Below are 25679 nucleotides of genomic sequence, written 5' to 3'. Positions count from 1 at the left end.
TCCTCGGCGGGGACCACTCGGTCCTGCTGCCTCGTCGTCCATGTGCGTACCGTGCAGGTATGGGCCGTGGCTGCAGCCGACGGCTGCAGCCACGCGTACGCAGACCGGAGGAGGAACCATGACATCCGCCAGTGACGTACTCCCGGTGGTGGTGGGCGTCGACGCTGCAGAGCCGGCGAATGCGGCCCTTGACTGGGCCACCGACGAAGCCGCCCTCCGCGGGGCGTCCCTCCAGCTGGTTCACGCCGTGCTGCCAGTCAGCCATCATGTGCGCGGTGTCGAGGAGACCGCACATCACAAGGCCTTGCGTCAGCTCGGGGACGAGGCACTCGACAAGGCGATGCTGCGGCCCCATGAGCGGCAGCCCGGTGTCGAGGTGACGACGTTCATCACGGACGGCAATCCTGCCCAGGTCCTCACACGCCAGTCCGCACACGCGCAGCTGGTGGTTCTCGGCTCGCGTCGGCTGGGCCGGCTGGCGGAGATGCTGAGCGCCTTCTCCACCACCGTCCCGGTGAGTGCGAACGCCGCCTGCCCGGTGGTCGTGGTACCGGACGACGAGCGCAGCGTGGAGGAGCCGCCGTATCTGGTGGTCGGCGTGGACGGCAGCCCGTCGGCCGATGCGGCACTGGACCGGGCCCTGGAGACCGCCGCTGCGCGGGGTGTTTCCGTGCGCGCGGTGTGGGCGTGGCAGCGGCCGTTGCTGCGCTTCGCCGACGAGCAGTCCGCACTCGAGTCGTGCAACAAGCAGTTGCAGGAAGCGACCGCGGGGCGGGCCGGTGCCTACCGGGACGTTCCTCTGAGCCACTCGGTGCTGCCGGGGCACCCTGTCGAGGCGTTGGCCGACGCGGCCGAACATGCGCTGGCCGTGGTCGTCGGCCGGCGTGGCCGGGAGGGTTTCACCGGCATGAGGCTGGGCTCCGTTCCGCACGGCCTGCTCCACAGGGCCGTCTGTCCTGTGATCACCGTGCCTCCGCCGGCCGGCGAGGGAGTCTGAGGCCGGACGGGCGACCGGCTACCGGGCCGGTAGCGGTAGCGGGGCTCGGCCCCGGGGGCCCAGCACGGAGTCACAGCGCTCCCGTTGACGAAGAACCCCCCCTGATCCGCGCGGCGGTCCTGGAGCGGGATCAGGTGCGTGACGGTACCGGCGGCGCGACAATGAAGTGCTGTACGGGGCACCCGTCGGTGCCCCGATGTGCCGGGTCACCCTGACGCACCGAGAGGGGCGTGCGGTGAAGGCCTCCGAGTACATGATGTCGCCGGTGGTGGCGGTGCGCCCGGACACCTCGGCCGCGCAGGCCGCCCGCCGCATGAGCGAGGCCGAGGTCGGCTGTCTGCTGGTCGCCGACGACGGCCGACTGCGCGGTATCGTCACCGACCGTGACCTGGTGGTCCGGTGCCTGGCTCCTGGAGTCCCCCCGGAAGCTCCCGTCTCACAGTTCATGACGTCGTCGGTGATCACGATCCGTACCACCGACGACATTCACGCCGTCTACCGGGCGTTCCGCAGATCCGGCGTACGCAGGCTCCCGGTTCTGGACGGCCACGGGCTCCTCGTAGGCCTCCTCACCGTCGACGACCTGTTCCTGGACGTCTTCCAACGTCTCGCCGACGTACTCGGGCCGATCGCCTGGACCGTGCTGCGCGATCCGTCCGATCCGAACCGGACCGGCTGCGCATCCCCGCGCGCTCCTACGGACCGGCCGTGATCTCCGGCCCGCCGGCGGCTGTGCCGGAGGCCCGGGATCGGCTCTACGGTTCGATCGTCAGCACCTGGTCCACGGGGCGACGTGGTGTGCGGGGACCTGCCGGCCCGTATCCCATGCGAATGATCATCTGCGGGTGTCCCCGGCCGAAGACGGGGTCTCGCAGGATCCACCGCAGATCGGGCCATTCGAGGGGCTGCGTCGAGAACGAGGCGGACACATCGTGGAGTGTGGCGGTGAGCAGGACGCGTTCCAGGGCCTGACCTGCGCGCAGCCAGTCCGGGGGACGGTCGCCCGACGTGCTCAGAAGGGCCAGTTGCGGCCGGTTCTCGAACAGGACGCGTGTACGGCCGGCCAGGACGGCCATGCCTGCGAAATCGCGGTTCGTGGCCCTCCCTGACGCATCGCAGGGGCCGAAGGCATAGTCCGGGACACCGTCGACGGACGCCTCCGTCTTCGTGTCCCGGATCCAGTAGCGCTGCTCCGCCTCGCGGGCCGGGTCTGCGCGGTCGTATCCCTCGGCGTCGCGGATCAGTTCGAGCACCGTCTCCAGGTGCGGCGAGGGCAGGAACGAGAACTCCGCTCCTTCGGCGAGCGCCGCGTCGGCGAAGAGCACGCGGACGTCCTCGGGTATCGCCAGGTCGTCGAACGGGTACCGGCTGGTGTGCCGGTTCCGGATCGCGCGGTGGAGACCGGCGAGCACCGCATCCTGGGGCTTCCGGGTCGCGTCGTACAGACGGACGCTTGCGAGCATCGCCTGGTCCGAAGGGTCGGGCAGCAGCCTGGTGACCGCGGCAAGACCTCGGTGGGCTGCGGACACCCGCAGGTTCAGGAGGGCTGCGCCGCAGCCGAGGTGCAGTGCACGGGTGGAAGGGTCGGCCTCGGGCATCGCACGGTCGAAATCGGCCCGCAGGGTGAACGTGCCGCTGGAACGTCCGTAGCGGAACCGCCAGGGCTGGGCATTGTGCATGGACGGGGCTGAGGTGGCGTCGGCCACGATGTCGGCCGGCATCGTGTCGTCGAGCGTCCGAGCGAGCATCGGGAGCCTCCCGGTGAGGGGTAGCGGTCGAGGCAACTTCAGGATGGAACGGCTGCCCACCACGGGGTAGGGGCCGTTCGGCCCTCCGACCGGGCCGGACGGGCCTCACGGTGGGTCCGTTCCGGATGTTCCGGCCGGTCACCGGCCTTCCGGGCGAAACCGTTGCCGTTGTCGACCAGCCCCTCGTTCGCCCGGGCGGCAGGGTGCTGTCCGCCGCCCGTGCGCTCCCGAGCTGACGTCCTGGGGGTTCACTTCCAGCAGAGTCGGCTCGGGGCGTCGTTGCTTGCGCCGGATGTACTCACCTGACGCACGTGAGGCTGGTGACCCACTGGGACAGCGTGAGCTGCGTGTCCAGTGCGGCATGGGCCGAACCACGCCGCCGGGGCTGCTGCCGTGTCGCATGCCGGCAGGCGGCCTGACCGGGCACGTACGTCGTCTGCCGACGGGCGGCGTCGCAGGCCAGGGCGTCGCGGAGCAGGGCCAGGTGCGCGGACACGGCGGTGAGGCAGTCGTGCTCGTCCCGGCAGGCGGCGCAGGTCGCCAGGTGGGCGCTGACCATGTTCGCCTCTTCGGGCGTGAGGGTGTTGAGTGCGTGTCCGGCCAGCAGTTCGGAGATCGTGCGGCATTCCTCGGATGAGGTGAACATGGGGGTGTCCTCTCCTACAGGGGGGCAAGCCACGCGATCGGCGCGGCCATGAGGTTTGTGAGTGGGTGTGTCCGGGTCACGTTCGGTGACGTGCCGGGCGGCGCTCCCGGGCATCGCCGCCCGGATACTCAGGCGACGCGACGCCTGAGCGGCGCAGCAGGATGGGCTGCCCGCAGATGGCCGGCCGTCATGGGGATGCCCGTGGCGGCGGCCGGCGCCGACAAGCGGCGGTACGCGGTGCGACCTGTGTGGACGGCACGCTCCAGGCGGCGTCCCGACATCGTGCGGGGCGCTTGGTGCCATGCGTGGGCGCGGCCGTGGACGGTGACGAGCGCGGTGCTCGGGGCCTTCAGGCCGAGGACAGCCGCATGGTGGGTGGATGTGCCGGTCCTACTGGGACCGGGGGACCCCGTCACGATGTCGGGGCGGACCGCAAGGGACAGATCCTCGACGGCTGTGCTGTCGCCGTACCTGTCGGTCAGGCGGTGGGCTTCGATCATGGCGGGACCTCCGTTCACCACCTCACTCTGGCTCAGGAGGGGCCCCTTGCGCGTCGTCCCCGTGCAGCGATTCGCGGCTACTGCGGCCGCGGTACTCGGAGGGCCGCTCTGCGGCTGGTACAGGCCGCGACACGTACGCGTGCCGACCGTCCGTGCGGATACCTATGGACGGCTCGACTCCGACGACGGGCTGACCAGGCCGCACTGGTAGGCGAAGACCACGAGCTGTGCCCTGTCGCGAGCGGCCAGCTTGGTCATGGCCCGATTGACGTGGGTCTTGGCGGTCAGCGGGCTGACGAACAGACGTTCGGCGATTTCGTCGTTCGACAGGCCCAGTGCGACCAGCCCCACGACGTCGCGTTCCCGTGGCGTCAGACACTCCAGCCGCTCGTGCATCGCTGTCGGGCACGGATCGGGCTGCGCCAGAAAGCGAGTGATCAGCGCTCGGGTCGCCGAGGGGGACAGCAGCGCCTCCCCGGCTGCGACCGTACGGACGGCGTCGAGAAGCTCCTCGGGCCGCGCGCCCTTGCCGAGGAAGCCGCTCGCACCCGCGCGCAGTGCCTCGGCGACGTACTCGTCGTTCTCGAAGGTGGTCAGGATGAGAACCTTCACACCGGCAAGGTCCTCGGACTCGCTGATCAGCCGCGTCGCACCGAGGCCGTCCATTTCGGGCATGCGGATGTCCATGAGGATGACGTCCGGGCGCTGTGAACTCGCCAGCTCCACTGCCTCGCGGCCGTCGGACGCCTCGCCCACGGTCTCCATGTCGTCCGCGGAGTCGAACAGCATCCTGAAGGTGCCCCGCAGCAGGGCCTGGTCATCGGCGAGCAGTACGCGGATCGTCATGCCCATCTCTCCTCGGCGGTTTGTCCATCGCCGGGCTGGGCCGCAGCGGTAGTTCGGCGGTCACGGTGAAGCCGCCTTCGGGGCGTGCTCCCGCGTACAGCGTGCCCCCGACGGTGGCGGCCCGTTCGCGCATTCCGATCAGTCCGTGACCGGTCCCCGGGTAGGGGTGGTGCGACCCGACGCGTCCGTCGTCCTCGACGGTGATCGTCAGCAGCTGGGGGCGGTAGTGCAGGAACAACCGGGCGTGGTCGGCCCCGGCGTGCTTGTGCACATTGGTCAGTGCCTCTTGCACGATGCGGTACGCGGCCAGGTCGACCGCCGGTGCCAGCGGTTCGGCGATGCCTCGATGCGTGTGCCGGACAGCGAGGCCGGCACGTTCGAACGACGCCAGAAGAGCCGGCACCTGAGCCAGGCCCGGCATCGGATCACGCGGTGCCTCCGGATCGTCGGACTGCCGCAACAGGCCCACGGTCGCCCGTAGTTCCTCCAGCGCGGACCCGCTGGTGTCCCGAATGTCCTCCAGGGCGGCGAGTATCTGCTCCGGCCGCTGCTCCATCAGATGGACGGCGACACCCGCCTGAGCGTTGATCAGGGCGATGTGGTGCGCGACGACGTCGTGCAGTTCACGCGCGATCCGCACCCGCTCGTCGGCAACCCGCTGCTGTGCTTCCTGCTCCCGGGTCCGCTCCGCGTGCTCGGCCCGTTCCTCCACGGCCGCCACGTAGGCACGGCGAGAGCGCACCCCGTCCCCGACGGCGGCCGGCAGAGCCGTCCACGCCAGCATCGCCGCGTTGTCCGGCTGCAGCCACTCATCCGGGGCCAGCGCCACGGCCGTCCCCACCAGCACGGCGGCCGAGGCGGCCGCCATGGTCCAAGTGGTGCGTCGGTCGGTCCGTGCCGCCACGGTGTAGACGGAGACGATGACCGGGCTCGTGATCAGCGGGCTCTCCCGAAATCCGAGCACCTGGAAAAGCAGTCCGCAGCCAACCGCGACGGCCAGTACGCCGAAAGGGTGGCGACGGCGCCACAGCAATGCGGAGCAGCCGACCGCGGCCAGCACCACGGCGGACCACCGCAATGAAACCTGGTGCTCGTGCCGGACCACCGACGCGGCCACGACCGACAGCACGAACAGCACAGCCGACCCCAGAACGTCCATCACACCGATCCGGGTCCGCGTTCCCCGCCTCCAACGGTTGATCACAGCCATGCCACCACCGTAGGGCCGACGGCCGGACCGGGCATTGTCTCGCCGAGGCGGGAGCGCTCCGGTGGACCAGGAGTTTGGACGAGAGTTCCGCGCTCCCTCGCCGTGTCGGTGCCCGCCCGTGCGGGCTCCCTCATCGCCGCAGCCGACGCCTTCCGCCGTACCGGCGCAGCGGCGTCGAGGAGGCCTGTGCCGGCCCTGCGGGGGACCGCGTGCCGGTGTCGGCGGAAGGCGATCGGCGACGCCATCGGCAGCGGCATCGCCCGCATGGTCTTCCGGGTGATTTTCCTGCCACGAACGGGTGTCGGAAACCACAGCCGCCGTGCTGGTGCACAGGCTGTTCGAGGGGTTGAGCCGGACGACAATCGAGACCGAGCCGATCCTCATCAGAAAGGAAGCTTCCATGGACGAGCAGGGTGAGCGCTTCGATGTCGTCGTACTCGGAGCAGGCCCGGGCGGATACGTCGCCGCCATTCGGGCGGCCCAGCTGGGCAAGAGCGTCGCCGTCGTCGAGGCCAAGTACTGGGGCGGCGTCTGTCTGAACGTCGGGTGCATCCCCACCAAGGCCCTGCTGCGCAACGCCGAGCTGGCGCACATCTTCACGCGCGAGGCCAAGACCTTCGGCATCAAGGCCGAAGGGCAGGTGTCCTTCGACTACGGCGAGGCGTTCCGGCGCAGCCGCCGTGTCGCGGACGGCCGGGTCAAGGGTGTCCACTACCTGATGAAGAAGAACGGGATCACGGAGATCAGCGGCCGTGGCACGTTCGTGGACGCGCGCACGCTCGATGTGGCCCTCTTCGACGGTTCGACCCGGACGGTCGGCTTCGACCACTGCATCATCGCCGCCGGAGCGACCCCGAAACTGCTGCCCGGGACCCGTCGTACGGCACGGGTGGTGACGTACGAGGAGCAGATCCTGGCCGATGACCTGCCGCAGTCCATCGTCATCGCGGGCGCCGGCGCCATCGGTGTCGAGTTCGCGTATGTCCTGCACAACTACGGCGTGAAGGTCACCGTCGTGGAGTTCCTGGACCGGATCGCACCGCTGGAGGATGTGGACGTATCCGCCGAACTGGCGCGGCAGTACAGGAAGTTGGGCATCGATGTGCTCACGTCCACCCGGGTCGACTCGATCGACGAGTCCGGCCCGCAGGTCCGCGTCACGGTCACCGGCAAGGACGGCGCGCAGCACGTCCTGGAGTCCGACAAGGTTCTGCAGGCGATCGGCTTCGCACCGAACGTCACCGACTACGGCCTGGAGCGCACGGGCGTACGCGTCACCGAGCGCGGCGCGATCGATGTGGACGGCCGCTGCCGCACCTCCGTACCGCACATCTACGCCATCGGCGATGTCACCGCGAAGCTGATGCTCGCCCACGCCGCCGAGGCGATGGGCGTGGTCGCGGCCGAGACCATCGCGGGAGCCGAGACCATGGAACTCGACTATCCGATGATTCCGCGCGCCACCTACTGCCAGCCGCAGGTCGCCAGCTTCGGCTGGACCGAGGCGCAGGCACGCGAGAAGGGCTTCGACGTCAAGGTGGCCAAGTTCCCCTTCACCGCGAACGGCAAGGCGCACGGCCTGGGCGACACGACCGGCTTCGTGAAGCTGATCAGTGACGCGAAGTACGGCGAGATCATCGGTGCCCACCTCGTCGGCCCGGACGTCACCGAACTGCTGCCCGAGCTCACCCTGGCCCAGCAGTGGGATCTGACGGTCCATGAGGTGGCCCGGAACGTCCATGCCCACCCGACGCTCGGCGAGGCCGTCAAGGAGGCCGTGCACGGACTCGCCGGGCACATGATCAACATGTGAGAAGGCGGCGTCACACGCTGCCCCGGGACTCCGTCGGCTCCGTCGGGCGCCTCAGGAGCGACCCCGGAATCAGAATCCGAGGTCGCTCAGACTGGGGTGGTCGTCGGGGCGGCGACCGAGCGGCCAGTGGTACGCGCGGTCCGCCTCCGTGATCGGCACGTCATTGATGCAGGCGTGCCGTACAGCCATCAGACCGTTCTCGTCGAACTCCCAGTTCTCGTTGCCGTACGAGCGGTACCAGTTGCCGGAGTCGTCGTGCGACTCGTACGCGAACCGCACCGCGATCCGGTTGCCGTCGAACGCCCACAGTTCCTTGATCAGCCGGTAGTCGAGCTCGCGGGCCCACTTGCGTTTCAGGAACGCGACGATCTCCTCGCGTCCCGTCACGAACTCGGCCCGATTGCGCCAGCGCGAGTCCTCCGTGTAGGCCAGGGCGACCTTCTCGGGGTCACGTGTGTTCCAGCCGTCCTCTGCCTGGCGGACCTTCTGGATTGCGGTCTCCCGTGTGAACGGGGGGAGGGGCGGGCGTGCCGTCATGACTGTTCCTTCGGGGCCGGGCTGGACTGGGCTGGGCTGGGCTGGGCGTTCTGACGTCGACGCTAGGGCTTCGCGTGCACGACTGCCAGTGCGCCACGGGCACTCCCTGACATCGCGTCGGCGCGTGCGATCCCGGCCGGTCCCGGGACGACCACCGATCCGGCCGACGCGTCCGTGGCCCCGTGTTCACGAGCCGTCAGGGCAGGATGGAGTCGACGTATCCACCGTCCGCGCGCACGGCCCCGCCGGTCGTGGCGGACGCGAGGTCCGAGCTGAGATAGACGGCCATGTTGGCAATCTCCTCCGGCTCGATCAGTCTCTGCAGGAGCGACTGCGGCCGGTGCTTGACCATGAACTCACGCTGCGCCTGATCCCAGGGAAGACCGGGGTCGACGAGCTGGTACACGAAATCCTCGACGCCACCGGTGTGGGTCGGCCCTGCGATGATCGAGTTGACGGTGACTCCGGTACCGGCGGCGTCCTTGGCGAAGCCGCGCGTGACGGCGAGCAGAGCGGTCTTGGACACGCCGTAGTGGATCATCTCCACCGGAACGACCACAGCCGAATCGCTGGCGATGTTCAGGACGCGCCCCCAGGAGCGGTCCTTCATGGCCGGGAGGTAGGCGCGGATCATCCTGACGGCGGACAGAACATTCACGTCGAAGTACCGGCGCCATGCCTCGTCGCTGATCTCCAGGGCGGGGGTCGCCCCGAAGACGCCCAGATTGTTGACGAGGATGGCGACGTCCGGTGCCGCATCGGTGACGTGACGGGCGCCGTCGTCGGTGGTGATGTCGCCGGGCGCGGCGATGAAGGAGTCACGGTCCGTCTCCGTGCGCAGTTTCGCGATCGCATCGTCCACGGATTCCGGGCGGCGTCCGTTGACGGCGACGCGGGCGCCGGCACGGGCCAGCCCCGCGGCAATGGCAAAGCCGATTCCTTGCGTGGATCCGGTGACGAGCGCGGTCCTGCCGGCGAGATCGATGAGCACGGTTTCTCCTCGGACACGTGGTGGGTGCGACACGGCCCGTCGCCGCCGGTCGGTGCAACGGTGCAACGGTGCAGGTGCGACAGGCGAGCGCATCGGCCCGGGGCGGGTGCGGGCACCGTCCACCGGGCCTTGTGCATCCGCTGATTCATGGCACTGATCCTTCCGCGTCGATGAGCGGCGGCGACCGCATGGCGCGTACCTGGGAGCGGGAAAGACCCTGAAGGGTGACGCACAAGGGCCAGCCCTGCGGACGGCCGCACATCGACCAGGTACCCGGGCACCCGCCGGCGACGGGGCCGATCCACGAGCGGTTCGTCGCCCAGCGCCCGAACGGGTCCAGGACCTTGCGCAGTGACGAGATCATGGATGCCGCAGTGAGGCAGGTGCGCGGCGAAGTGCTTCTGGTCGACGCGCATCCGGTCTCGCTGCAGGTTCCTGCCCGACGAGCCGAACCCACGGAGAAGCCTGCCGATGTCCCGGAACAATGCCCCTCATGTGACCGTCCACGAGACGATTCCCTGCCGTGTACTCGTGGGCCGCGGAGCACGCCACGAGATCCCGGGGGAGATCGGGCGACTCGGTGCCCAGCGGGTGCTGCTCGTCGCGACCAGGTCGGCGCAGGCCGCAGCGGATCAGCTCGCCGAGGCGCTCGGCACCCGCCTGGCGGCACGCTTCGACGGCCCCGTCGTGCACACCCCGGTCGCCGTGACGGCCGAGGCGATGAAGATCATCGGGGAGACGGGCGCCGACAGCGTGGTGGCGATCGGCGGGGGTTCGGCCGTCGGTCTTGCCAAGGCGCTGTCGGCGCGCACCGGTATGCCTCAGGTCGCCGTCCCGACCACGTACGCCGGGTCAGAGGTGACCCCGGTCCTGGGCGAGACGGAGAACGGCGTGAAGACGACGCGCCGCGACCAGGCGATCGCGCCCGGAACGGTGGTGTACGACCCGGAACTGACGCTGACGATGCCGGTGGGCCTCACGCTCACCAGCTCCCTGAACGCCCTGGCCCACGCGGTCGAGGCGCTCTGGGCACCGGACGCGACCGCCGCCACCGACGCGCTCGCGACCGAGGCGGCCGCCGGCATCCTCACCATGCTCCCGGCGGTGCTCGACGACCCGTCGGGACCGGCGGGCCGTGAGCGGCTCCAGGAGTCCGCCTGGCTCGCCGGACTCTGCCTGGCCCAGACCCGGATGGGGCTGCACCACCAGCTGGCGCATGCCCTGGGCGGCACCTTCGGACTGCCGCACGCGGAACTCCACGCGCTGCTGCTGGCCCACGTCCTGGCCTTCAACCTGCCGGGCGCCCCGAAGGCCGACGCCCGCCTGCGGCGGATCACCGGCGGAGACCCGGTGACGGTCGTCGGGCGGCTGGCCCGCAGCCATGACGGCCCGACGACGCTCGGTGCACTGGGAGTTCCGCGGGACGGCCTGCGCGCCGTGGCCGAGCGGATCGCCGCTCAGCCCTACCCCAACCCCCGCCCGCCGGAGGCCGAAGCGCTCACCCGGCTCCTCGAGGAGGCCTGGTAGCCGGTCCGGCTGCCGGCGGCACCTGCCCGACAGCGGGGGTGGATCCCTCACTAGGCGCGGCAGATGCGGTGGCTGCACGAGGCGGCGTGGACCACCCCTGGCCGCCGTGCCGAGTTCTTGCCGTCACCATGCCGGGGCATGGCCCGGCTCTCTGCGGTCCGCGTGCCCGAGAGCGCGCGAGCGTGTCAGGAGAGCCAGTCGCCGTAGTGGGTGGGGGCGAGGTGAGCGTCCGTGTCGGTGAGGACGTCACCCTTGACGACGCCGAACATGCCGGCGGTGGGGTCGGTGACGACGGTGCGGTTGTCGCCCTTGCGGGACAGGGTGATCCGGCCCAGCTCGTCGAGGGGGAAGACCTCGGGGCCGGCGATGTTGTGAATGCCGTTCAGCGGGGCGCCCGCGGCGACCTCTGCCACCGCGTCGGCCACGTCCTTGGAGGCGATCGGCTGGATCGGCGTGGCGGGCAACCGGACGGTGTCACCCTCGGCGGTCCAGGACAGGACGGCGTCCATGAAGTCCATGAACTGCGTCGCCCGGACGATCGAGTAGGGGATCGGCCCGGCCGCGAGGACGTCCTCCTGGAGGACCTTGGCCCGGTAGTAGTCCAGCTCCGGCACCTGGTCGACGCCGACGATCGAGAGGATGACGAAGTGGCCGACGCCGCCCTTCCGGGCCGCGGCCAGAAGGTTGTCCATCGAGGTCTGGAAGAAGGCCGGGGAGGCTTCGTCGAAGGTCGGGGAGTTCGTCAGGTTGACGACGACGTCGGCTCCCGCCACCGCCTCGTCCAGTCCCTTGCCGCTGATGACGTCGATTCCGGTGGACTGCGAGTGCGGTACCGCCTCGTGCCCGGCGGCGTTCAGATTCTTGACGACCTGCGACCCGATCAGCCCGGTACCGCCGATGACTGCGAACTTCATGACATGCCTTTCGTCGGGAATATGTCCGCAATATGGCATATGAACCCTTGATGGGCGTGCCATGCGTCAAACTCGGACATGTTCTGTCCGAGATAATACGCGGACATAAGTTGTCCGAGTCAAGCGCTCTGATTAGAGTGGTCGAGTGAAGATGTCCGGCGGAGTCGAGTGGGCCCTGCATTGCTGCGTCGTGCTCACGTCGGTCGAGGAGCCTGTCCCCGCGACCAAACTGGCGGAACTGCACGACGTCTCGGCGAGCTATCTGGCCAAACAGCTGCAGGCGCTCTCCCGGGCCGGGCTCGTGCGCTCGGTCCAGGGCAAGGCGGGCGGCTACGTACTCACCCGGGAACCGGCCTCGATCACGTTGCTCGATGTGGTCGAAGCGGTCGACGCCCCCGGTCCGGCGTTCACCTGCACGGAGATCCGTCAGCGGGGCCCGCTGGCCACCCCGGCCGAGGCGTGCACCGCGCCCTGTCCGATCGCCCACGCGATGGCCGGGGCGGACGCGGCCTGGCGGGAAGCGCTGCGCGCCGTCTCGATCGCCGATCTGGTCCGGGATGTCGCCTCCGCTTCCGGCCCACCGGCGATGGCCCGTATCGGCGCGTGGCTGACGACGCCTCACGCCTGACGACCCGGGCGGACGGGAGGGCCTGCTTCCTGCTTGATCCGGGCGCCACCGGCGTGCGGTGCCGGTTCAGGGAGCGGATCACCCCGAATGGGGCACGCATCCCGGGCGACGGCCGACCAGGAGGAGCGGCGCCTTCAGCGGCCGAGGGCGGGCGGTGTCAGTAGCCGTCGACGAACGTGACCGTCTCGTCGAGTGGCGCCCGGCCCGTGCGGGCGCAAGTCGCCGTGATGTCCTCGAATCCGATCGACATGCCGCAGAAGAGCATGAGTTCGTCCGGGGGTGAGAGGGCCTCCGTGACGGTCTTGCGGTACTTCGCCCATGCCATCTGCGTGCAACTGTGCAGCCCTTCGGCGCGGAGCAGCAGCATGACGGTCTGCAGATACATGCCGACGTCGGCCCATTGTGCCGGGCCCATGTCGCGGTCGATGTAGCAGAACAGGGCGGCGGGCGCGCCGAAGCAGTCCCAGTTCGCGGAGGCGGCCCTCTGGCGCGCCTCCAGGTCCTCGCGCGGAATGCCGAGTCCGCCGTAGCGCTGCTCGCCGAAGGCGGATCGGCGCTCGCGGTACGGGGATTTCAGCGCGGGCGGGTACTGCTCGTACTCCGGCTCGTCCCAGGGGTCGCCTGAGGCCACACGCTCGCCGGCGCGCTTCTTGAGCTCGGTCAGCGGCCCGCCGGTCAGCACGTAGGCGTGCCACGGCTGGAGGTTCGATGCGGACGGCGACCAGGCCGCGGTGGACAGTATGCGCTCCAGAACCTCTCTCGGGATCTGCCGGTCGGTGAATCCACGCACAGCGCGTCGGCTCGTGACCGCCTCATAGACGTCCAAGATCATCTACCTCCTGCCCGCTCGGGGTGTCTAGCTCTGTTGCACTCGATCGAGATAGTATCATTCAACACCATCTCGAATGTAACTATCATCGAGTACGAATCCCCAGCCCCTGGTTCCCGCCTCGGGCACCGCTCTTTGGAGAAAGCCCATGGCCACGTTGCTGCACATCGACTCGTCCGTGTTCCCCGGCGAGGTGTCCTCGTCCCGCTCGGTCGCGGACGCCTTCCGCAAGGCATGGGAGGAGCAGTGCCCGGAGGGCACGGTGATCTACCGGGACGTCGCCGCCCACCCTGTTCCGCACATCACCGCCGACGCCCACACCGCCGGTTTCGCCTCCCCGTCCGAGCGCACCCCGGAGCAGTCCGTCGCGTTCGCCGCGCGCGTGAAGCTCATCGAGGAGCTGGAGCGGGCGGATGCCGTCCTGATCGGCGCCCCCATGTACAACTACTCGATCCCGTCGACACTCAAGGCGTGGCTGGACAACGTGATCCTGCTCGGGCGAACTGCGGGCGAGACCCCCTCCGTCCAGGGCACCCCGGTCGTCGTCGTCGCCAGCCGCGGCGGTTCCTATGCGCCGGGCACCCCGCGAGAGGGGTACGAGTTCGTGCAGAACTACCTGGAGGCCGTCCTCGAGGGTGCCCTCGGTCTGGACCTCGAATTCATCGTCCCGGAGCTCACCATGGCCCCCCGCAATCCGGCCATGTCTGAACTGGTTCCCCTCTATGAGGCCTCCCGCAGGCGCGCCTTGGAGGGCGCGACCATCAAGGCCAAGGAACTCGCGGAGCGCCTCGCCGCGTAACCCCCGGGCCGTGGACGCCGTGTGACGCCTCGACCGAAAACGTCACACGGCGTTGTCGTCGCCTACGCCCTCTCCGGCAGTGACGGTGTGTTCATTCCCCGGGGGCCGGTGGCCGGTGGCCTGGTGCTGTGGTGGTCGGGGGGTACGGGCTGCCGACGGGCCGCTCATCGAGACGACGGCGATCCGCGCGAGGGTGAAGTGCACACCGCCGGCCAGGCGTGCGGCGCGGTGGCGGTGCGGACGGTTCGGTGACCGTCGGTGACGCAGCCCGCAGCCGGGGCCGGCGCGTTGGTGACGGCAGCCGCAGCCCTCAAGGCAGGTTCGCCGCGAAGGTCGGATGCGAAGCGCGCCCGGGCGGCAGGCGATCGGCGCGCGGGCGCGCCTACGCCTCGCCGCCTGCGGGATCGGCAAACCGGGTCAGCAGGTCCGTCAGCTGTTCGGGCTCACCGGGCTCCAGTTCGGCAACCAGGCGCTCGGCCAGCGGGGCCGCCGCCACATGAGCTGCATCGAAAAGCTCGATGCCCTCAGGTGTGATCTCGACTGCCCGCACCCGACGGTCCCCCGGAACGGCCTTGCGCACGGCCAGCCCCTTGCGTTCCAGGTCGTCCACGACCCGCATGATGCCCGCCTTGTCCGACCCCGTCGCTGCCGCCAGGTCCCGCTGCACCGTGGACCCGCGGTTGACCAGCACGATGAGCACGGCAAAATGCCGCATCTCGATGCCGAGCGGCCGCAGCGCCTCCGTCATCACCGCGGCGGCGCGCCAGTGCGCCCGGCGCAGCAGCAGGCCGAGAGCGAAAGGCGATTGATCCCCGGGGCGGTCGGTGGCACGCGAAGCGGTGGTTCGGTGAGGAGCGTCGGCGGTCATGAGGCCACACTACAGCCATCCGCGCATTCGATACGGTATCATTTGAAACCAAATGGGGCGGTGCCTGCTGCGGCCGCTCACGCCGGGAGGACCTGGGCAAGACCGCGGTGCGTCGTCGAGGGGTGTTTCCGGATCGCCGAGGCCGGCCCCGCACACTCTGGGTGCGGGGCCAGTACCAGCGAGTGCTGTGACCGGAAAGGTTCACCGGCTCGCGCCGCCCGGCACGGCACCTCGCCGCGTTGTCGCATCACCCGAGTACATCCAGTACGCGGGCGATGCTCCGCCTTGCGATGCACCGCACCGGACGCCGCGAGCTTCCCGGCAAACCCTTCCGGTCACAGCACTAGGCAGCGACCTGACCGTCCACGTGGAGGACGACCTTGCCGCGCGGGTGCTCGGTCGCAAGCGCCTCGTAGGCCGCGCGGGTCTCGGTGAGCGGCACCACGCGATCCACCACCGGTGTCAGCTTTCCTTCGTCGATCAGTTCGGCGATGGCCACCAGACCGGCCCGGTCGGGTTCGACGATGAAGAACAGCGCACGGACCTGGTGGGCGGCGGCCTTCTCAGGATCCGGCGGCTGCACGATGCTGATGAGGATTCCGCCGGGGCGGAGCGTCGTCCAGGAGCGGTCCAGCGTTTCCCCGCCCACCAGGTCGAGCACCACATCGGTGTCCCGGACCAGGTCCTCGAACCGCTCGCTCCGGTAGTCGATGACCCGCTGCGCGCCGAGTCCGGTGACGAACTCCGTGTCGCGGGCCGAAGCGGTGGCCGTCACACGCCCGCCCAGTGCCGTGGCCAGCTGCACGGCGAAGGTGCCCACACCGCCTGCGCCGCCGTGCACGAGGACGTGCTGTCCCGGCTGCAGCGCGGCATGTGCGACCAGTGCCTGCCATGCGGTGAGGGCGGCGAGCGGGACGGCGGCCGTACGGTCGTGGTCCAGCCGGGCCGGCTTCGCGGCGAGCGTGCTCGCGGGAACGGCGGCGTACTCGGCTGCCGCCCCGTCGCGGGTGAACGGGATCAGCCCGTACACCTCGTCGCCGACAGCGAGATCGGTCACGCCGGCGCCCACTTCGGCCACAACGCCGGACACCTCGTGCGAGGGAACGACCGGCGTACGGTCGCGGCCGGTGCTGTCGAGGCTGTCGGTCCAGCTGGCGTCCCACTCGAGTTCGCCTGCGGTGACTGAGGCTGCGTGCACCGCGACGAGCACTTCGCCGCGTGCCGGTTCCGGACGTGGGGCGGACTCGTGGACGAGTTGTTCCGGGCCGCCCCGTCGGTGGGCGCGGACGGCTTGCATCGTAAGGGTCATGAGGGGATCTCTCCCATGATCGGGTCGACCTCAGTCGGTCACGCATGCCCGGTCACCCCTTGGACGGCGGCTCTCCTCGGCGTACCGGATCTGTCACTGCCGCTCCTGGTCCTCGCCGAGGAGCCGGTCCGCACATGGGTGCGACCCCGTGCCACCGGGGCGCACCGCGGCCGGGTGGTCGACGGGTCCAGCGGTCCGGCGACGCGGCGGACGGCGGATCACAGTGCGTGCGGCGGGGTGAGTTCGGTCCAGATGGTCTTGCCGTCCGGGGTGTAACGGGTACCCCAGCGCTGGGTGAGCTGCGCGACGAGGAACAGGCCGCGGCCGCCCTCGTCGTCCGCCGGGGCGCGGCGCAGATGCGGCGACGTGCTGCTGCTGTCGGAGACCTCGCAGATGAGGTTGGTGTCGCGGATCAGGCGTAGCCGGATCGGCGGGTGGCCGTAGCGGATGGCGTTGGTGACCAGTTCGCTGACGACCAGTTCGACGATGTACGTGAGCTCCTCCAGACCCCACTCGGCCAGCTTCCGGGCGGCCAGGGACCGGGCATCGACGACGACCGCCGGGTCGGCGGCCAGGTCCCAGGAGGCGACGCGGTCGGCCCCCAGGGCGCGGGTACGGGCGATCAGGAGCGCGACATCGTCCGGCGGTCTGGAGGGGAGCAGTGTGGTGGCCACCTGGTCGCAGATGTGCTCCAGGGGGCGGTCAGGGTGGGACAGGGTGCGGCGCAGTGCATCGAGCCCGACGTCGATGTCGGGATCCCGTGCCTGGAGGAGCCCGTTGGTGTACAGGGCGAGGACGGTTCCGTCCGCGAGGTCCAACTCGGTGGCTTCGAACGGCAGGCCGCCCAGGCCCAGCGGCGGGCCCGCGGCCAGACGCGGGAACTCGACGGTGCCGTCGGGGTCCGCCACCGCGGGCGGATAGTGGCCGGCGGAGGCCAGTGTGCAGCGCCGCTCGACCGGGTCGTAGACCGCGTACAGGCAGGTGGTGCCGGTGACGGTGCCGCCGGTCGGCGCGGAGCCGGCGGGAGTGTCGTCCTCGGCGAGCCGGACCACCAGGTCGTCGAGGTGCTGGAGCAGTTCGTCCGGGGGTACGTCGAGGTCGGCGAGGGTGCTCACGGCGGTGCGCAGCCGGCCCATCGTGGCGGAGGCGTGGATGCCGTGACCGGGGACGTCGCCGACGACCAGGGCGACTCGGGCGCCGGAGAGCGGGATGACGTCGAACCAGTCGCCTCCCACATCGCTCTCCTCGCCGGCGGGCCGGTAGTGCGCGGCGACCTCGACGGCGTGGAGTTCGGGCAGCCCGCTGGGGAGCAGTCTGCGCTGCAGGGTCAGGGAGGCGGTGCTTTCGCGCGTGTACCGGCGGGCGTTGTCGATGCAAACGGCGGCCCGGGCGGCCAGTTCCCCGGCGAGGGTGAGGTCCTCGTCGTCGAACGGGTCCGGCTGCTCCCACCGGTAGAAGCTGGCCACGCCCATCACGACGTCCCGGGCGGCCAGCGGCACCACCAGCAGGGAGTGTGCGCCGCCGGCTCGGATCCCGTCGGCTCGCCGGGCATCGCTGAGCAGCCAGTCGGCGTTGAAGTCGAGCCTGGCGACGAGACGGGCTTCGAGGTCGGCCATGCACCGAGCCTGGGGCGAGGACGAGGCGAACGGGCTCAGCTCGCCGACCGCGTACGCCGCCCGCGAGTGCCCCTGCCATGTGGACTGAAATGCCGCACGGCGCAGCGTGACGGTGTCCTCGACCGGACCCGGCCGGGGCGCGTCGCCCTCCATGACGGCGTCCAGCAGATCGACGGTGACCGTATCGGCCAATCGGGGGACGGCCACGTCGGCCAGCTCCTGTGCGGTACGCGTGACGTCCAGGGTGGTGCCGATGCGCAGACTGGCCTCGTTGAGCAGGGCCGCCCGTTCCTCGGCCCGGTAGCGGGCGGTGTCGTCGATGACGGCGTGGCACAGCCCGAGGACGGTTCCGGAAGGGTCCTGGAGCCGGAAGGTGCTGGTGGACCACACGTGCTCGTGTTCCGGGTCGGCCACGGTGCGCCCGCGATGCACGAAGTCCATGGTCGGGACGCCGGTGTCCAGGACCTGCTGCATCTGCGCCTCGATGGCTTCGGCGCTCAGCCCCGGCAGTGCCTCCCCGATCCGCTTGCCCAGCCGATCCTTCGTCGGTATGCCGGTCATGCGTTCCAGGGCCACATTGCGCCGTACACAGAGCAGTTCGGTGTCGGTGACCAGCAGACCGACGGGCGACTGGGTGAAGAGTCCTTCCATGACCGCCCGGTCGCCCTCCCAGCGGTGCATCTGGGCCGCCTCGACGGCCAGGACCACCCAGTGCGGCGCGGCCACGGGGCCTTCGGGGCCGGTCGAGGGGTACGCCCACAGGACGAGCTCCAGCAGCCGGCCGTCCTCGCAGCGCGCGGTCACGACCGCGGACCGCACCTCCGGTGTCCCGCGCAGTACGCGCCATGCCGCGGCGGCTGCGGCCGGTACGGGGCTGCCCAGCAGTTGGGCGGCGGGCTGCCCCAGGACCCGGGCCGCCGGATGGCCCAGCAGCCGTTCGGCGGCCGGGCTCCAGCGGACCACGACACCTCGGGCATCCAGCACAGCGGTGGCGGCCACCTCGGCACCGGCGGCCACGTCGGCGCCGGCGACCACGTCGCCTCCCTGGCCGCCACCGGTGTCCCGTGCCATCCGCGCCGTCCCACACCTCTCGATCATGGCCGCAGCTCTCATCGGCAGCGTATTCCGGATCCGGTGGACGCGCTCCGTACAGGCTGTGCACGCGTGCACAGCCGCGGAGCCCGCAGCCTTCTCACACCAACAGACGGGGGCCGGCCGGCCTGGCGCGCGGAGACGGACGGCGTCGCCGCCCCGGGAGCGGTCGGGGGAGCCGATGACCGGTCGCGACGGCCGTGCTGAAGGCATCGCTCGCTCGCCCCCGCCCTACTCCCCGAGCCGCCCCGGTGCGACGCGGCGGCGTCCGGCGTTGCCGGGGAGGTCCGCTGCGCCGCCCGGCAGCCACAGGCGTCCGCGACCGGACTGCTCGGCGTCCGCTGCACTTCGGTGTCCTTCGCTGCGGACCGCCCCGAGGGCGGAGATCCCGGTGAGCATGCGACCGACGCGCTTTTTCCGTGACACCTCCGCACCGCTGCCAGGAGTGGGCCGCACTCTCGCACCCGGCCCAAGTCCCGCTGCGCGCACAGGCTTTGACGTTTCTTTGCAACCCGGAGCGGTGCCCTGTCGTCTCTGTTCGCGAATCCCGGTTCGGCCGGCCCGGTGCCCGCCCATGAGCCCGCCGGCCGCCGTGAGGAGGGAGCAGGACATGCGCAAGGGATCACTCGCCATAGGTGCGGCGGTTGCCGCCGTCGCCGTGTACACCGTCGTCCCCGCGGCGTCGGCCATGCCCGCACACGAGGCCTCCAGCACACCGATGTGTGCGACCTCGCAGCTGACGGGCTCGCTCGGCGGTGGCGACGCCGGAGCGGGGAATCTCTACCGGTACCTGGTGCTGATCAACCGCAGCTCGACGACCTGCCACCTCACCGGCTTCCCCGGTGTGTCGCTGTTGGACGCCTCCGGCCGGCAGATCGGTCCGGCCGCGACCCGCGAGCACACGTCGTACGCGCCGGTGGTGCTGAAGCCGGGCGGCTCGGCCAGCGACACCATCCACACCGTCAACCGCCAGGGCACTTGTCTGCCCACCTCCTCGCAGGTGCGGGTCTACCCACCCGGCAATATCGCGGCGCTGCTCCTCGCCGGCAAGATCGCCGACTGCCACGGCGTACTGAGCATCACGCCGCTCGCCGCAGGCACCGGCGGCAACCCGGCGGGCTCCGCAACGGGCGGTGGTGCCACCGGCGGACCAGGGTCCGGCGGACAGGTCACCGTCGTGCCCAGCGGCGCCCCGGACACCGGGGTGGTCACCACCCCCGCCGACGGGGCCCATCCGGGCCAGGCCCTCGGTGCGGCAGCGGGCGGTGCGCTGGCGCTCGGCGGCGCCGGTCTTGCGGTCGCGCTGCGGCGCCGGGCCCGGGGCTGAGCGTTGAGTGCCTTTGCCCCACCCGTGCATCGGCGCCGTCCCGGTACGGCGACCGCGATCGCGCTCAGCTCGGCCGCTCTCGCACTCATCTGCGGCTGCGTCCCGGCCGCGCCCGCCCCCGAGCCGCCCGCCCCCGCGCCGTCCTCCAGCGGTGCCGCGACCTCCGTGCCGCCCGCCACCGGCGTTGCGGCGCCGGCCGCGGCCCGCGCCATGGCGCGCTCACTGCCCGAGCGGCTGCGCATCCCGGAGATCGGCGTCGACACCGCCGTGATGTCGCTGGGCCTGCTCGCGAACGGTGAGGTGGCCGTGCCGCCGATCGCCGCGCATGCACCCGCGGGCTGGTACGACGGCTCGCCGACCCCCGGTCAGACGGGACCGTCGGTGATCCTCGGCCACGTCACTGTCGGCAGATACGGGGACGGGGTCTTCAAGCAGCTGTCCCGACTGCGTGCGGGAAACCGGATGTCGGTCACCCGCAAGGACGGTTCGGTGGCGGCGTTCGTCGTGGAGTCGGTCCGGACGGTGGCCAAATCGGAGTTCCCGACGCAGCGTGTGTACGGGAACGTCGACCATCCCGCGCTGCGTCTCATCACCTGCGGCGGCATCCGGGCCGGCGCAGCCGGCGGCTACCCGGACAACGTCATCGTCTACGCCTCGCTGGTCGCCGCGTCGTGAGCGGGGAGCAGGCAGCCGCCTTGCCGGCCGGCACGACGGCAGTCAGGACAGGAAGGGGGCGAGCGGCCATCCGGTCCCAGGAGCGCGCGGCCTCCGAACTGTTCGCGGCCGTCTACCCGCGGCTGGCCGGCTGGGTGCGCCGGCTGGTCGACGACGACGAGACCGCGCACGAGATCGCCGCCGAGGCGTTCACCCGGTTGTGGGCGCGCTGGGCCAGGGTCGAGGAGCCCACCGGCTTCCTCTTCGTGACTGCGGCGAACCTGGTACGCGACCACTGGCGCAGACTGGAGCGCGAACGTGGGGCCATGCGCCGTGTCACCGCCCAGGAGGAGCGCAAACAGCACCACGAGACCGACCCTTCCGTGCGCATGCTAGTGCAGTCGCTGCCCGCGCGGCTGCGCAATCCGGCTCTGCTGTACTACTACGCCGATCTGCCGGTACGCGAGGTGGCGAAGCTGCTGGGCCGCAGGGAAGGAACCATCAAGGCCGATCTGCACGCGGCCCGCGAACTGCTCCGCGCCGAGCTCGGGGGACACCATGACCGGATCGCCTGACGACCGCGAGGACGGCGACCTGACCAGGCGACTGGACACGGATCGGCCCGACCCGCTGGAACCGCTGCTGCGCCCGCCGACCACCTGTCTGGCCACACCGCCCGGCGCCTTCCACCGCATCCGCCGCCGGGCCGCGCGCCGCAGGCGCGCCCGCGCCGCGATGGTCGCCGCGGCTGTCGCCGCGGTGCTCGGCGGGGTCCCGTACCTGGTCGGGGCGATCTCCACGAGCGGCGGCGACGAGGTGGTCGTACCGACCGCCACCCGTTCACGGACCGGCCCGGGCCCGCACTCGCCCAGCCCCTCCACCGCGCCGTCCGCTACATCGCCCCCTGCCGTCCCGACCCCTGCCCACCGCCCGCCGGGCGACCCGTCCCCCGGCACAACCGGTCCGTCCGGCCGCACGGTCGCCCCGTCCCGTCACACGCCGGGTACCTCACCGATGTGTACCGCTTCGCAGCTCACCGCCGCGCTCGGCGGCGGCGACGCGGGTGCGGGCAATCTCTACCGGTCCCTCGTACTCACGAACCGTGCGTCCGGTGCGTGCCAGGTCTCCGGCTACCCGGGGCTGTCCCTGCTGGACACGGACGGAAAACAGATCGGCGTGCCGGCGGCCCGCGACCGCAGGACATACGCACCGGTGGTCCTGCAGCCCGGCGGCTCCGCGAGCGTCACGATCCACACCGTCAACCGGCAGGGGGTGTGCCTGCCCACGTCGGCACAGTTGCGGATTTATCCCCCCGGCGACACCGCCTCGTTGGTGATCCCGGGAGAGGTCACCAATTGCGACGGTCGATTCAGCGTCACACCGTTCGCCGCCGGCACGTCCGGGAACCCGTCGGCCTGAGCAACAGAACCCCGCCGCGCCGCCGGGTGCGCGGTGGCGCGGTGCCGGACGACGGTTCGAGGCCCGAGAGCCGAGCCTTCCCGCCCCGACTGCGCTACTGTGCTGCGCGCCAAAGTGGTTGAAGAGGCAATATGCCCGCCCTGCGGCGGGACAGCAGGGACGAGAGGGGAAAACCACGATGACGTGCGGACGATCTCGACCGGGGCCACGCGCAGCACTGATCCTGGCAGGGACGGCCGTGGCGCTGCTGGCCTCCGTGACACCGGCGTTGGCAAGCAGTGCTCTGTACTGCGGCGGTGGGTACGGCCCGACGGCCGAGATCGCGGTCCGGAGTGCGATCGACGATGCGCGGAACTCGGCGAGCGGCGAGGGCCTGTTCCGTTGCGAGCTCGTCGGCGAGCCGTTCGTGGCCGAGATCTTCGACGACCCGTACCGGGGCCACTTCTTCAGCGCCGGCGTCAATATGGCCTGCGAGTAGCGCGGCGGCCACCCGGCCCGACGGTCGGGAGGTACGGCCGCGCGGCCGCCGTTCTCCCTTGCCGATCAGGCGAGATGTGCGGCCGCCGTCATATGCGGTGTCACCTGGTGCTGCTGATGGACCGTCATTCGGAACTCGGTGCTCTCGGCCAGCTCCGGACCCGCTGCAGAAGGCGGCGGGCCATGGTCATGGCGGCCCTTCTGGAGCTGTGCCGTGAGGGGATCCAAGGATCCGTCCAACTCGGTGCTGCCGCTGGTTGTTTCGCCGGTGTCCGTCCCCTACGGCGGTGCAGGTCACCGCGCGGCGGCGCACCCGGACCCTGCACCCGGACCGCACCTCCCTACGGGCCGGTCCGGGACAACGGGACGACGGGTTTCGCGTGGTCAGGTGTGGGGGCGGTGGCCCAGGGCCTTCACGATCTGCCCGGCGTTCCTGTAGTGCTCGTCCGCGGGAAGCCCGCGTACCGCGCCGAGCAGAGCGTCCGGAGCATGCTCCTCGGACAGGGTCCGCAGGAGTGACGAACGGTCGGCAGGGAAGGCCGGGCGATTCAGGTGACGCGCCAGATCGGACCTGAGTGCTTCGGCCTCGCTCTCGGCACGCCTGCGGTCCCTTTCCCTGCCCGGCGGGAGCACGGGGCCGCCCGCGTCCACCCGCACGTCGTCGTCGGCTGCCGGTTCGGGATCGTAGGCCTCCTCGGAATGGGTGAAGTGGCCGGACCTCAGAAAGCCCTGCAGGTCGTGCTTCCTCGCATCGTCCTGGTGCGGGCTGACCCGGTTGCTTCCACGCTCCATGCGGAACACCTTCTCTGCTTGCGGTGATGCCTGCGGACGGTCAGCCGACGGACAGGGCTTCGACCAGGTCCCCCACGGCCTGATCGGGCAGCGACCGGGCGACGTCGGCCTGGGCGACCATGCCCACCAGAACGTGACCGTCGATGACGGGCAGGCGACGTACCCGGTGGTCTCTCATCGTGCGGAGAATCTCCGACGCGTCATCGTCGGCGCGTATGGTGACCGCTTCACCCTGTGCCAGCTCGCCCGCCTTGATCTCGGCGGGGTCCTTGTCCGTCGCGAGCACCTTGACCACGATGTCCCGGTCGGTGAGCACGCCCTTGAGGCGTTCGTCCGCTCCGCAAATGGGCAGAGCACCCACGCCCAGTTCGGCCATCTTGTGAGCGGCGAGGAGAACGGATTCGTTCGCGCCGATGCACTGCGCGTCGGGGGTCATGATGTCGCGGGCTGTGGTCATGACGCACGCTTCTTTCCCGGTCGGATGTGGTTCGGGACTGAGGCCCGAGCCCGGTCCGGCATACGGAGGCCGAGGTGGTCGTCATCCACCCCGACCCAAACCTGGTCCCGGCTCACACGCTGTCGAGCAGGCCGCTGGGACGCACGGAGTCACTCTGACTGGGCAAGCTCCATCTATGGAATTATATGTCCTCTATGTGGCATAAGCCTCGGGATTCGGCAGCGGAGGTGCGGGGTCGGGGGTCGGGTTCCCCGCCGGTGCCGAGACGGTCATGGCCACACCGCCGGCGGTGTTCTCCGGAACCGGCAGGTGAACGGTGAACCATTCCGGTGCGGCCGCTGCGGCGTGGCCGGCGGCGGCCGGCCGTCGGGGTCAGGCCGACGGGCCGCCTCACGTCCGATCGTGAGGCGACCCGTGGCTTCGGGGCGAAGAGGGACTACGAACCGGCCTTGCGCTTGTTCCACACGTCGAAGCCGACCGCCGCGAGCAGCACCAGGCCCTTGATGACCTGCTGCCAGTCGGTACCGATCCCGACGAGATTCATGCCGTTGTTGAGCACACCCAGCACCAGGCCGCCGATGATGGCACCCAGTACCGTGCCGACGCCGCCGCTCATCGAGGCACCGCCGATGAACGACGCGGCAATCGCCTCCAGTTCGAAGTTGATGCCGGCCTTGGGGGAGGCGGCGTTGAACCGGGCGGCGAAGACCAGGCCGGCCAGTGCCGCGAGCATCCCCATGTTGAGGAAGACCAGGAAGGTGACCTTCTTGTCCTTGACGCCGGACAGCTTGGCGGCGGGCAGGTTGCCGCCGATCGCGTACACATGACGTCCGATTACCGCGTTGCGCATGACATGGCCGAAGGCGACCAGCAGGGCAGCGAGGATCAGCAGCACCACGGGGGCACCCTTGTAGCTGGCGAGCAGCAGCGTGAAGACCAGGACCGCGGCGATCAGCGCACCCAGTTTCAGGGCGAACAGGATGGGGGGCGACGCCGTGAGCGCGTGCTCCTGCTGACGCCGGCGGTCGCGCACCTCCTGCCATACCACGAAGACCATCAGGGCCAGGCCCAGCAGTAGCGTCAGATTGTGGTAGTTGGTGCTCGGCCCCACCTCCGGAAGGAAGCCGTTGGAGACCGTCTGCAGCCCGTCCGGGAAGGGCCCGATCGTCTGGCCCTTGAGGAAGATCTCCGTCAGACCGCGGAAGAGCAGCATTCCGGCGAGGGTCACGATGAACGATGGAATGCCCAGATACGCGATGAAGAAGCCCTGCATCGCACCCGCAGCCGCTCCCAGCAGGAGCACCAGCACCACCGCCAGCGGCCAGGCCAGCTTGTGCTCGACCATCAGCACGGCCGCCACCGCGCCGACGAACGCGGTGAGCGAGCCGACCGACAGGTCGATGTGGCCCGCGATGATGACGATCATCATGCCGATCGCCAGGATCAGGATGTAGCTGTTCTGCAGGACCAGGTTGGAGACGTTGCGCGGCAGCAGCAGATCGCCGCCGGTCCACACCGCGAACAGGGCGACGATCAGACCGAGGGCGATCAGCATGCCGTACTGCCGCATGTTGCCGCGCAGCCCGTCGAGGATCAGCCGGGCGAGGCCGCGCTCGGATCCCGAGGGGGGCCCTGCCTGTGGGTCGGCCTTGGTGCCGGCCGTGAGATTGGCGCTCATGGGTG

26 protein-coding genes are annotated in these 25679 nt (G+C 70.5%); 11 read left to right on the top strand and 15 right to left on the bottom strand.

Annotation, left to right across the window (positions count from 1 at the left end; translation table 11 throughout):
- Positions 1–118 precede the first annotated feature (118 nt).
- Both OG878_RS02885 and OG878_RS02880 read left to right on the top strand, forming a co-directional pair.
- Positions 119–997, top strand: a complete 879-nt coding sequence (locus OG878_RS02885) for a universal stress protein (protein WP_328885262.1) — start codon at positions 119–121, stop codon at positions 995–997.
- Between the two features lie 235 nt (positions 998–1232).
- On the top strand, positions 1233–1709 hold the full coding sequence (locus OG878_RS02880; protein ID WP_328885261.1) for a CBS domain-containing protein: 477 nt from the start codon (positions 1233–1235) through the stop codon (positions 1707–1709).
- Positions 1710–1752: 43 nt separating this feature from the next.
- Here OG878_RS02880 and OG878_RS02875 read toward each other — a convergent pair whose 3' ends face one another.
- The 5 genes from OG878_RS02875 to OG878_RS02855 form a co-directional block, all read right to left on the bottom strand.
- Positions 1753–2745 (bottom strand): Acg family FMN-binding oxidoreductase, encoded by a 993-nt coding sequence (locus OG878_RS02875; protein ID WP_328885260.1) that lies wholly within the window; start codon positions 2743–2745, stop codon positions 1753–1755.
- Positions 2746–3043: 298 nt separating this feature from the next.
- A complete protein-coding gene (locus OG878_RS02870) occupies positions 3044–3391 on the bottom strand; it encodes an anti-sigma factor family protein (RefSeq protein WP_328885259.1) in 348 nt (115 codons plus the stop codon).
- 128 nt (positions 3392–3519) lie between these two features.
- Positions 3520–3891, bottom strand: a complete 372-nt coding sequence (locus OG878_RS02865; RefSeq protein ID WP_328885258.1) for a hypothetical protein — start codon at positions 3889–3891, stop codon at positions 3520–3522.
- 162 nt (positions 3892–4053) lie between these two features.
- A complete protein-coding gene (locus OG878_RS02860) occupies positions 4054–4737 on the bottom strand; it encodes a response regulator transcription factor (RefSeq protein ID WP_328885257.1) in 684 nt (227 codons plus the stop codon).
- A complete protein-coding gene (locus tag OG878_RS02855; protein WP_328885256.1) occupies positions 4709–5947 on the bottom strand; it encodes a sensor histidine kinase in 1239 nt (412 codons plus the stop codon). Before OG878_RS02855 ends, OG878_RS02860 begins: the two co-directional genes overlap by 29 nt.
- 400 nt (positions 5948–6347) lie before the next feature.
- Between OG878_RS02855 and lpdA the strand changes: the two genes are divergently transcribed.
- On the top strand, positions 6348–7760 hold the full coding sequence (gene lpdA / locus OG878_RS02850; RefSeq protein WP_328885255.1) for a dihydrolipoyl dehydrogenase: 1413 nt from the start codon (positions 6348–6350) through the stop codon (positions 7758–7760).
- Positions 7761–7829: 69 nt separating this feature from the next.
- Here lpdA and OG878_RS02845 read toward each other — a convergent pair whose 3' ends face one another.
- The gene (locus OG878_RS02845; protein WP_328885254.1) at positions 7830–8297 is read right to left on the bottom strand and encodes a nuclear transport factor 2 family protein; all 468 of its coding nucleotides are present in this window, start codon (positions 8295–8297) and stop codon (positions 7830–7832) included.
- 196 nt (positions 8298–8493) lie between these two features.
- The gene (locus tag OG878_RS02840) at positions 8494–9288 is read right to left on the bottom strand and encodes an SDR family NAD(P)-dependent oxidoreductase (RefSeq protein WP_328885253.1); all 795 of its coding nucleotides are present in this window, start codon (positions 9286–9288) and stop codon (positions 8494–8496) included.
- 471 nt (positions 9289–9759) lie between these two features.
- On the opposite strand from OG878_RS02840, the gene OG878_RS02835 reads away from it, so the two are divergent.
- On the top strand, positions 9760–10815 hold the full coding sequence (locus tag OG878_RS02835) for a maleylacetate reductase (RefSeq protein WP_328885252.1): 1056 nt from the start codon (positions 9760–9762) through the stop codon (positions 10813–10815).
- Positions 10816–11000: 185 nt separating this feature from the next.
- Here the strand turns inward: OG878_RS02835 and OG878_RS02830 are convergent, their stop codons facing one another.
- Positions 11001–11729, bottom strand: a complete 729-nt coding sequence (locus tag OG878_RS02830) for an SDR family oxidoreductase (protein WP_328885251.1) — start codon at positions 11727–11729, stop codon at positions 11001–11003.
- Between the two features lie 151 nt (positions 11730–11880).
- On the opposite strand from OG878_RS02830, the gene OG878_RS02825 reads away from it, so the two are divergent.
- Positions 11881–12357, top strand: a complete 477-nt coding sequence (locus tag OG878_RS02825; RefSeq protein WP_328891112.1) for an RrF2 family transcriptional regulator — start codon at positions 11881–11883, stop codon at positions 12355–12357.
- Between the two features lie 157 nt (positions 12358–12514).
- On the opposite strand, the gene OG878_RS02820 is transcribed toward OG878_RS02825, so the two are convergent.
- Entirely contained in the window at positions 12515–13183 is a 669-nt protein-coding gene (locus OG878_RS02820; RefSeq protein ID WP_328891111.1) for a nitroreductase, read from the bottom strand.
- 151 nt (positions 13184–13334) lie between these two features.
- On the opposite strand from OG878_RS02820, the gene OG878_RS02815 reads away from it, so the two are divergent.
- Positions 13335–13985, top strand: coding sequence for an FMN-dependent NADH-azoreductase (locus OG878_RS02815; protein WP_328885250.1), 651 nt, complete (start codon positions 13335–13337; stop codon positions 13983–13985).
- 382 nt (positions 13986–14367) lie between these two features.
- On the opposite strand, the gene OG878_RS02810 is transcribed toward OG878_RS02815, so the two are convergent.
- The 3 genes from OG878_RS02810 to OG878_RS02800 all read right to left on the bottom strand — a co-directional run bounded on the left by OG878_RS02810 (position 14368) and on the right by OG878_RS02800 (position 18849).
- Positions 14368–14853: a MarR family winged helix-turn-helix transcriptional regulator gene (locus tag OG878_RS02810; protein WP_328885249.1), complete on the bottom strand. Its 486-nt coding sequence runs from the start codon at positions 14851–14853 to the stop codon at positions 14368–14370.
- Positions 14854–15196: 343 nt separating this feature from the next.
- Complete coding sequence (locus OG878_RS02805; protein WP_328885248.1) at positions 15197–16162, bottom strand: NADP-dependent oxidoreductase; 966 nt, start codon at positions 16160–16162, stop codon at positions 15197–15199.
- A 218-nt stretch (positions 16163–16380) separates the two neighbouring features.
- Entirely contained in the window at positions 16381–18849 is a 2469-nt protein-coding gene (locus OG878_RS02800) for a SpoIIE family protein phosphatase (RefSeq protein ID WP_328885247.1), read from the bottom strand.
- A gap of 631 nt (positions 18850–19480) precedes the next feature.
- Between OG878_RS02800 and OG878_RS02795 the strand changes: the two genes are divergently transcribed.
- From OG878_RS02795 to OG878_RS02775, 5 genes are all read left to right on the top strand, one after another.
- Positions 19481–20197, top strand: coding sequence for a DUF4232 domain-containing protein (locus OG878_RS02795; protein WP_328885246.1), 717 nt, complete (start codon positions 19481–19483; stop codon positions 20195–20197).
- 24 nt (positions 20198–20221) lie between these two features.
- Positions 20222–20872, top strand: coding sequence for a class F sortase (locus OG878_RS02790; RefSeq protein ID WP_328885245.1), 651 nt, complete (start codon positions 20222–20224; stop codon positions 20870–20872).
- Between the two features lie 68 nt (positions 20873–20940).
- Positions 20941–21426 (top strand): RNA polymerase sigma factor, encoded by a 486-nt coding sequence (locus OG878_RS02785; protein WP_328891110.1) that lies wholly within the window; start codon positions 20941–20943, stop codon positions 21424–21426.
- Positions 21410–22270, top strand: a complete 861-nt coding sequence (locus OG878_RS02780) for a DUF4232 domain-containing protein (protein ID WP_328885244.1) — start codon at positions 21410–21412, stop codon at positions 22268–22270. The genes OG878_RS02785 and OG878_RS02780 overlap by 17 nt, the downstream gene beginning before the upstream one ends.
- A 238-nt stretch (positions 22271–22508) precedes the next feature.
- Positions 22509–22748, top strand: coding sequence for a hypothetical protein (locus OG878_RS02775; RefSeq protein ID WP_328885243.1), 240 nt, complete (start codon positions 22509–22511; stop codon positions 22746–22748).
- Positions 22749–23131: 383 nt separating this feature from the next.
- Here OG878_RS02775 and OG878_RS02770 read toward each other — a convergent pair whose 3' ends face one another.
- From OG878_RS02770 to mmsB, 3 genes are all read right to left on the bottom strand, one after another.
- The gene (locus tag OG878_RS02770) at positions 23132–23539 is read right to left on the bottom strand and encodes a DUF2795 domain-containing protein (RefSeq protein ID WP_328885242.1); all 408 of its coding nucleotides are present in this window, start codon (positions 23537–23539) and stop codon (positions 23132–23134) included.
- A 40-nt stretch (positions 23540–23579) separates the two neighbouring features.
- Positions 23580–23996: a CBS domain-containing protein gene (locus OG878_RS02765; protein ID WP_328885241.1), complete on the bottom strand. Its 417-nt coding sequence runs from the start codon at positions 23994–23996 to the stop codon at positions 23580–23582.
- Between the two features lie 436 nt (positions 23997–24432).
- Positions 24433–25674: a multiple monosaccharide ABC transporter permease gene (gene mmsB, locus OG878_RS02760; RefSeq protein WP_328885240.1), complete on the bottom strand. Its 1242-nt coding sequence runs from the start codon at positions 25672–25674 to the stop codon at positions 24433–24435.
- Positions 25675–25679 lie beyond the last annotated feature (5 nt).

It is taken from the genome of Streptomyces sp. NBC_00316 (genome assembly GCF_036158715.1).
In the GTDB taxonomy this organism is placed as follows: domain Bacteria; phylum Actinomycetota; class Actinomycetes; order Streptomycetales; family Streptomycetaceae; genus Streptomyces.
This window is presented reverse-complemented; position numbering and strand designations above follow the sequence as displayed.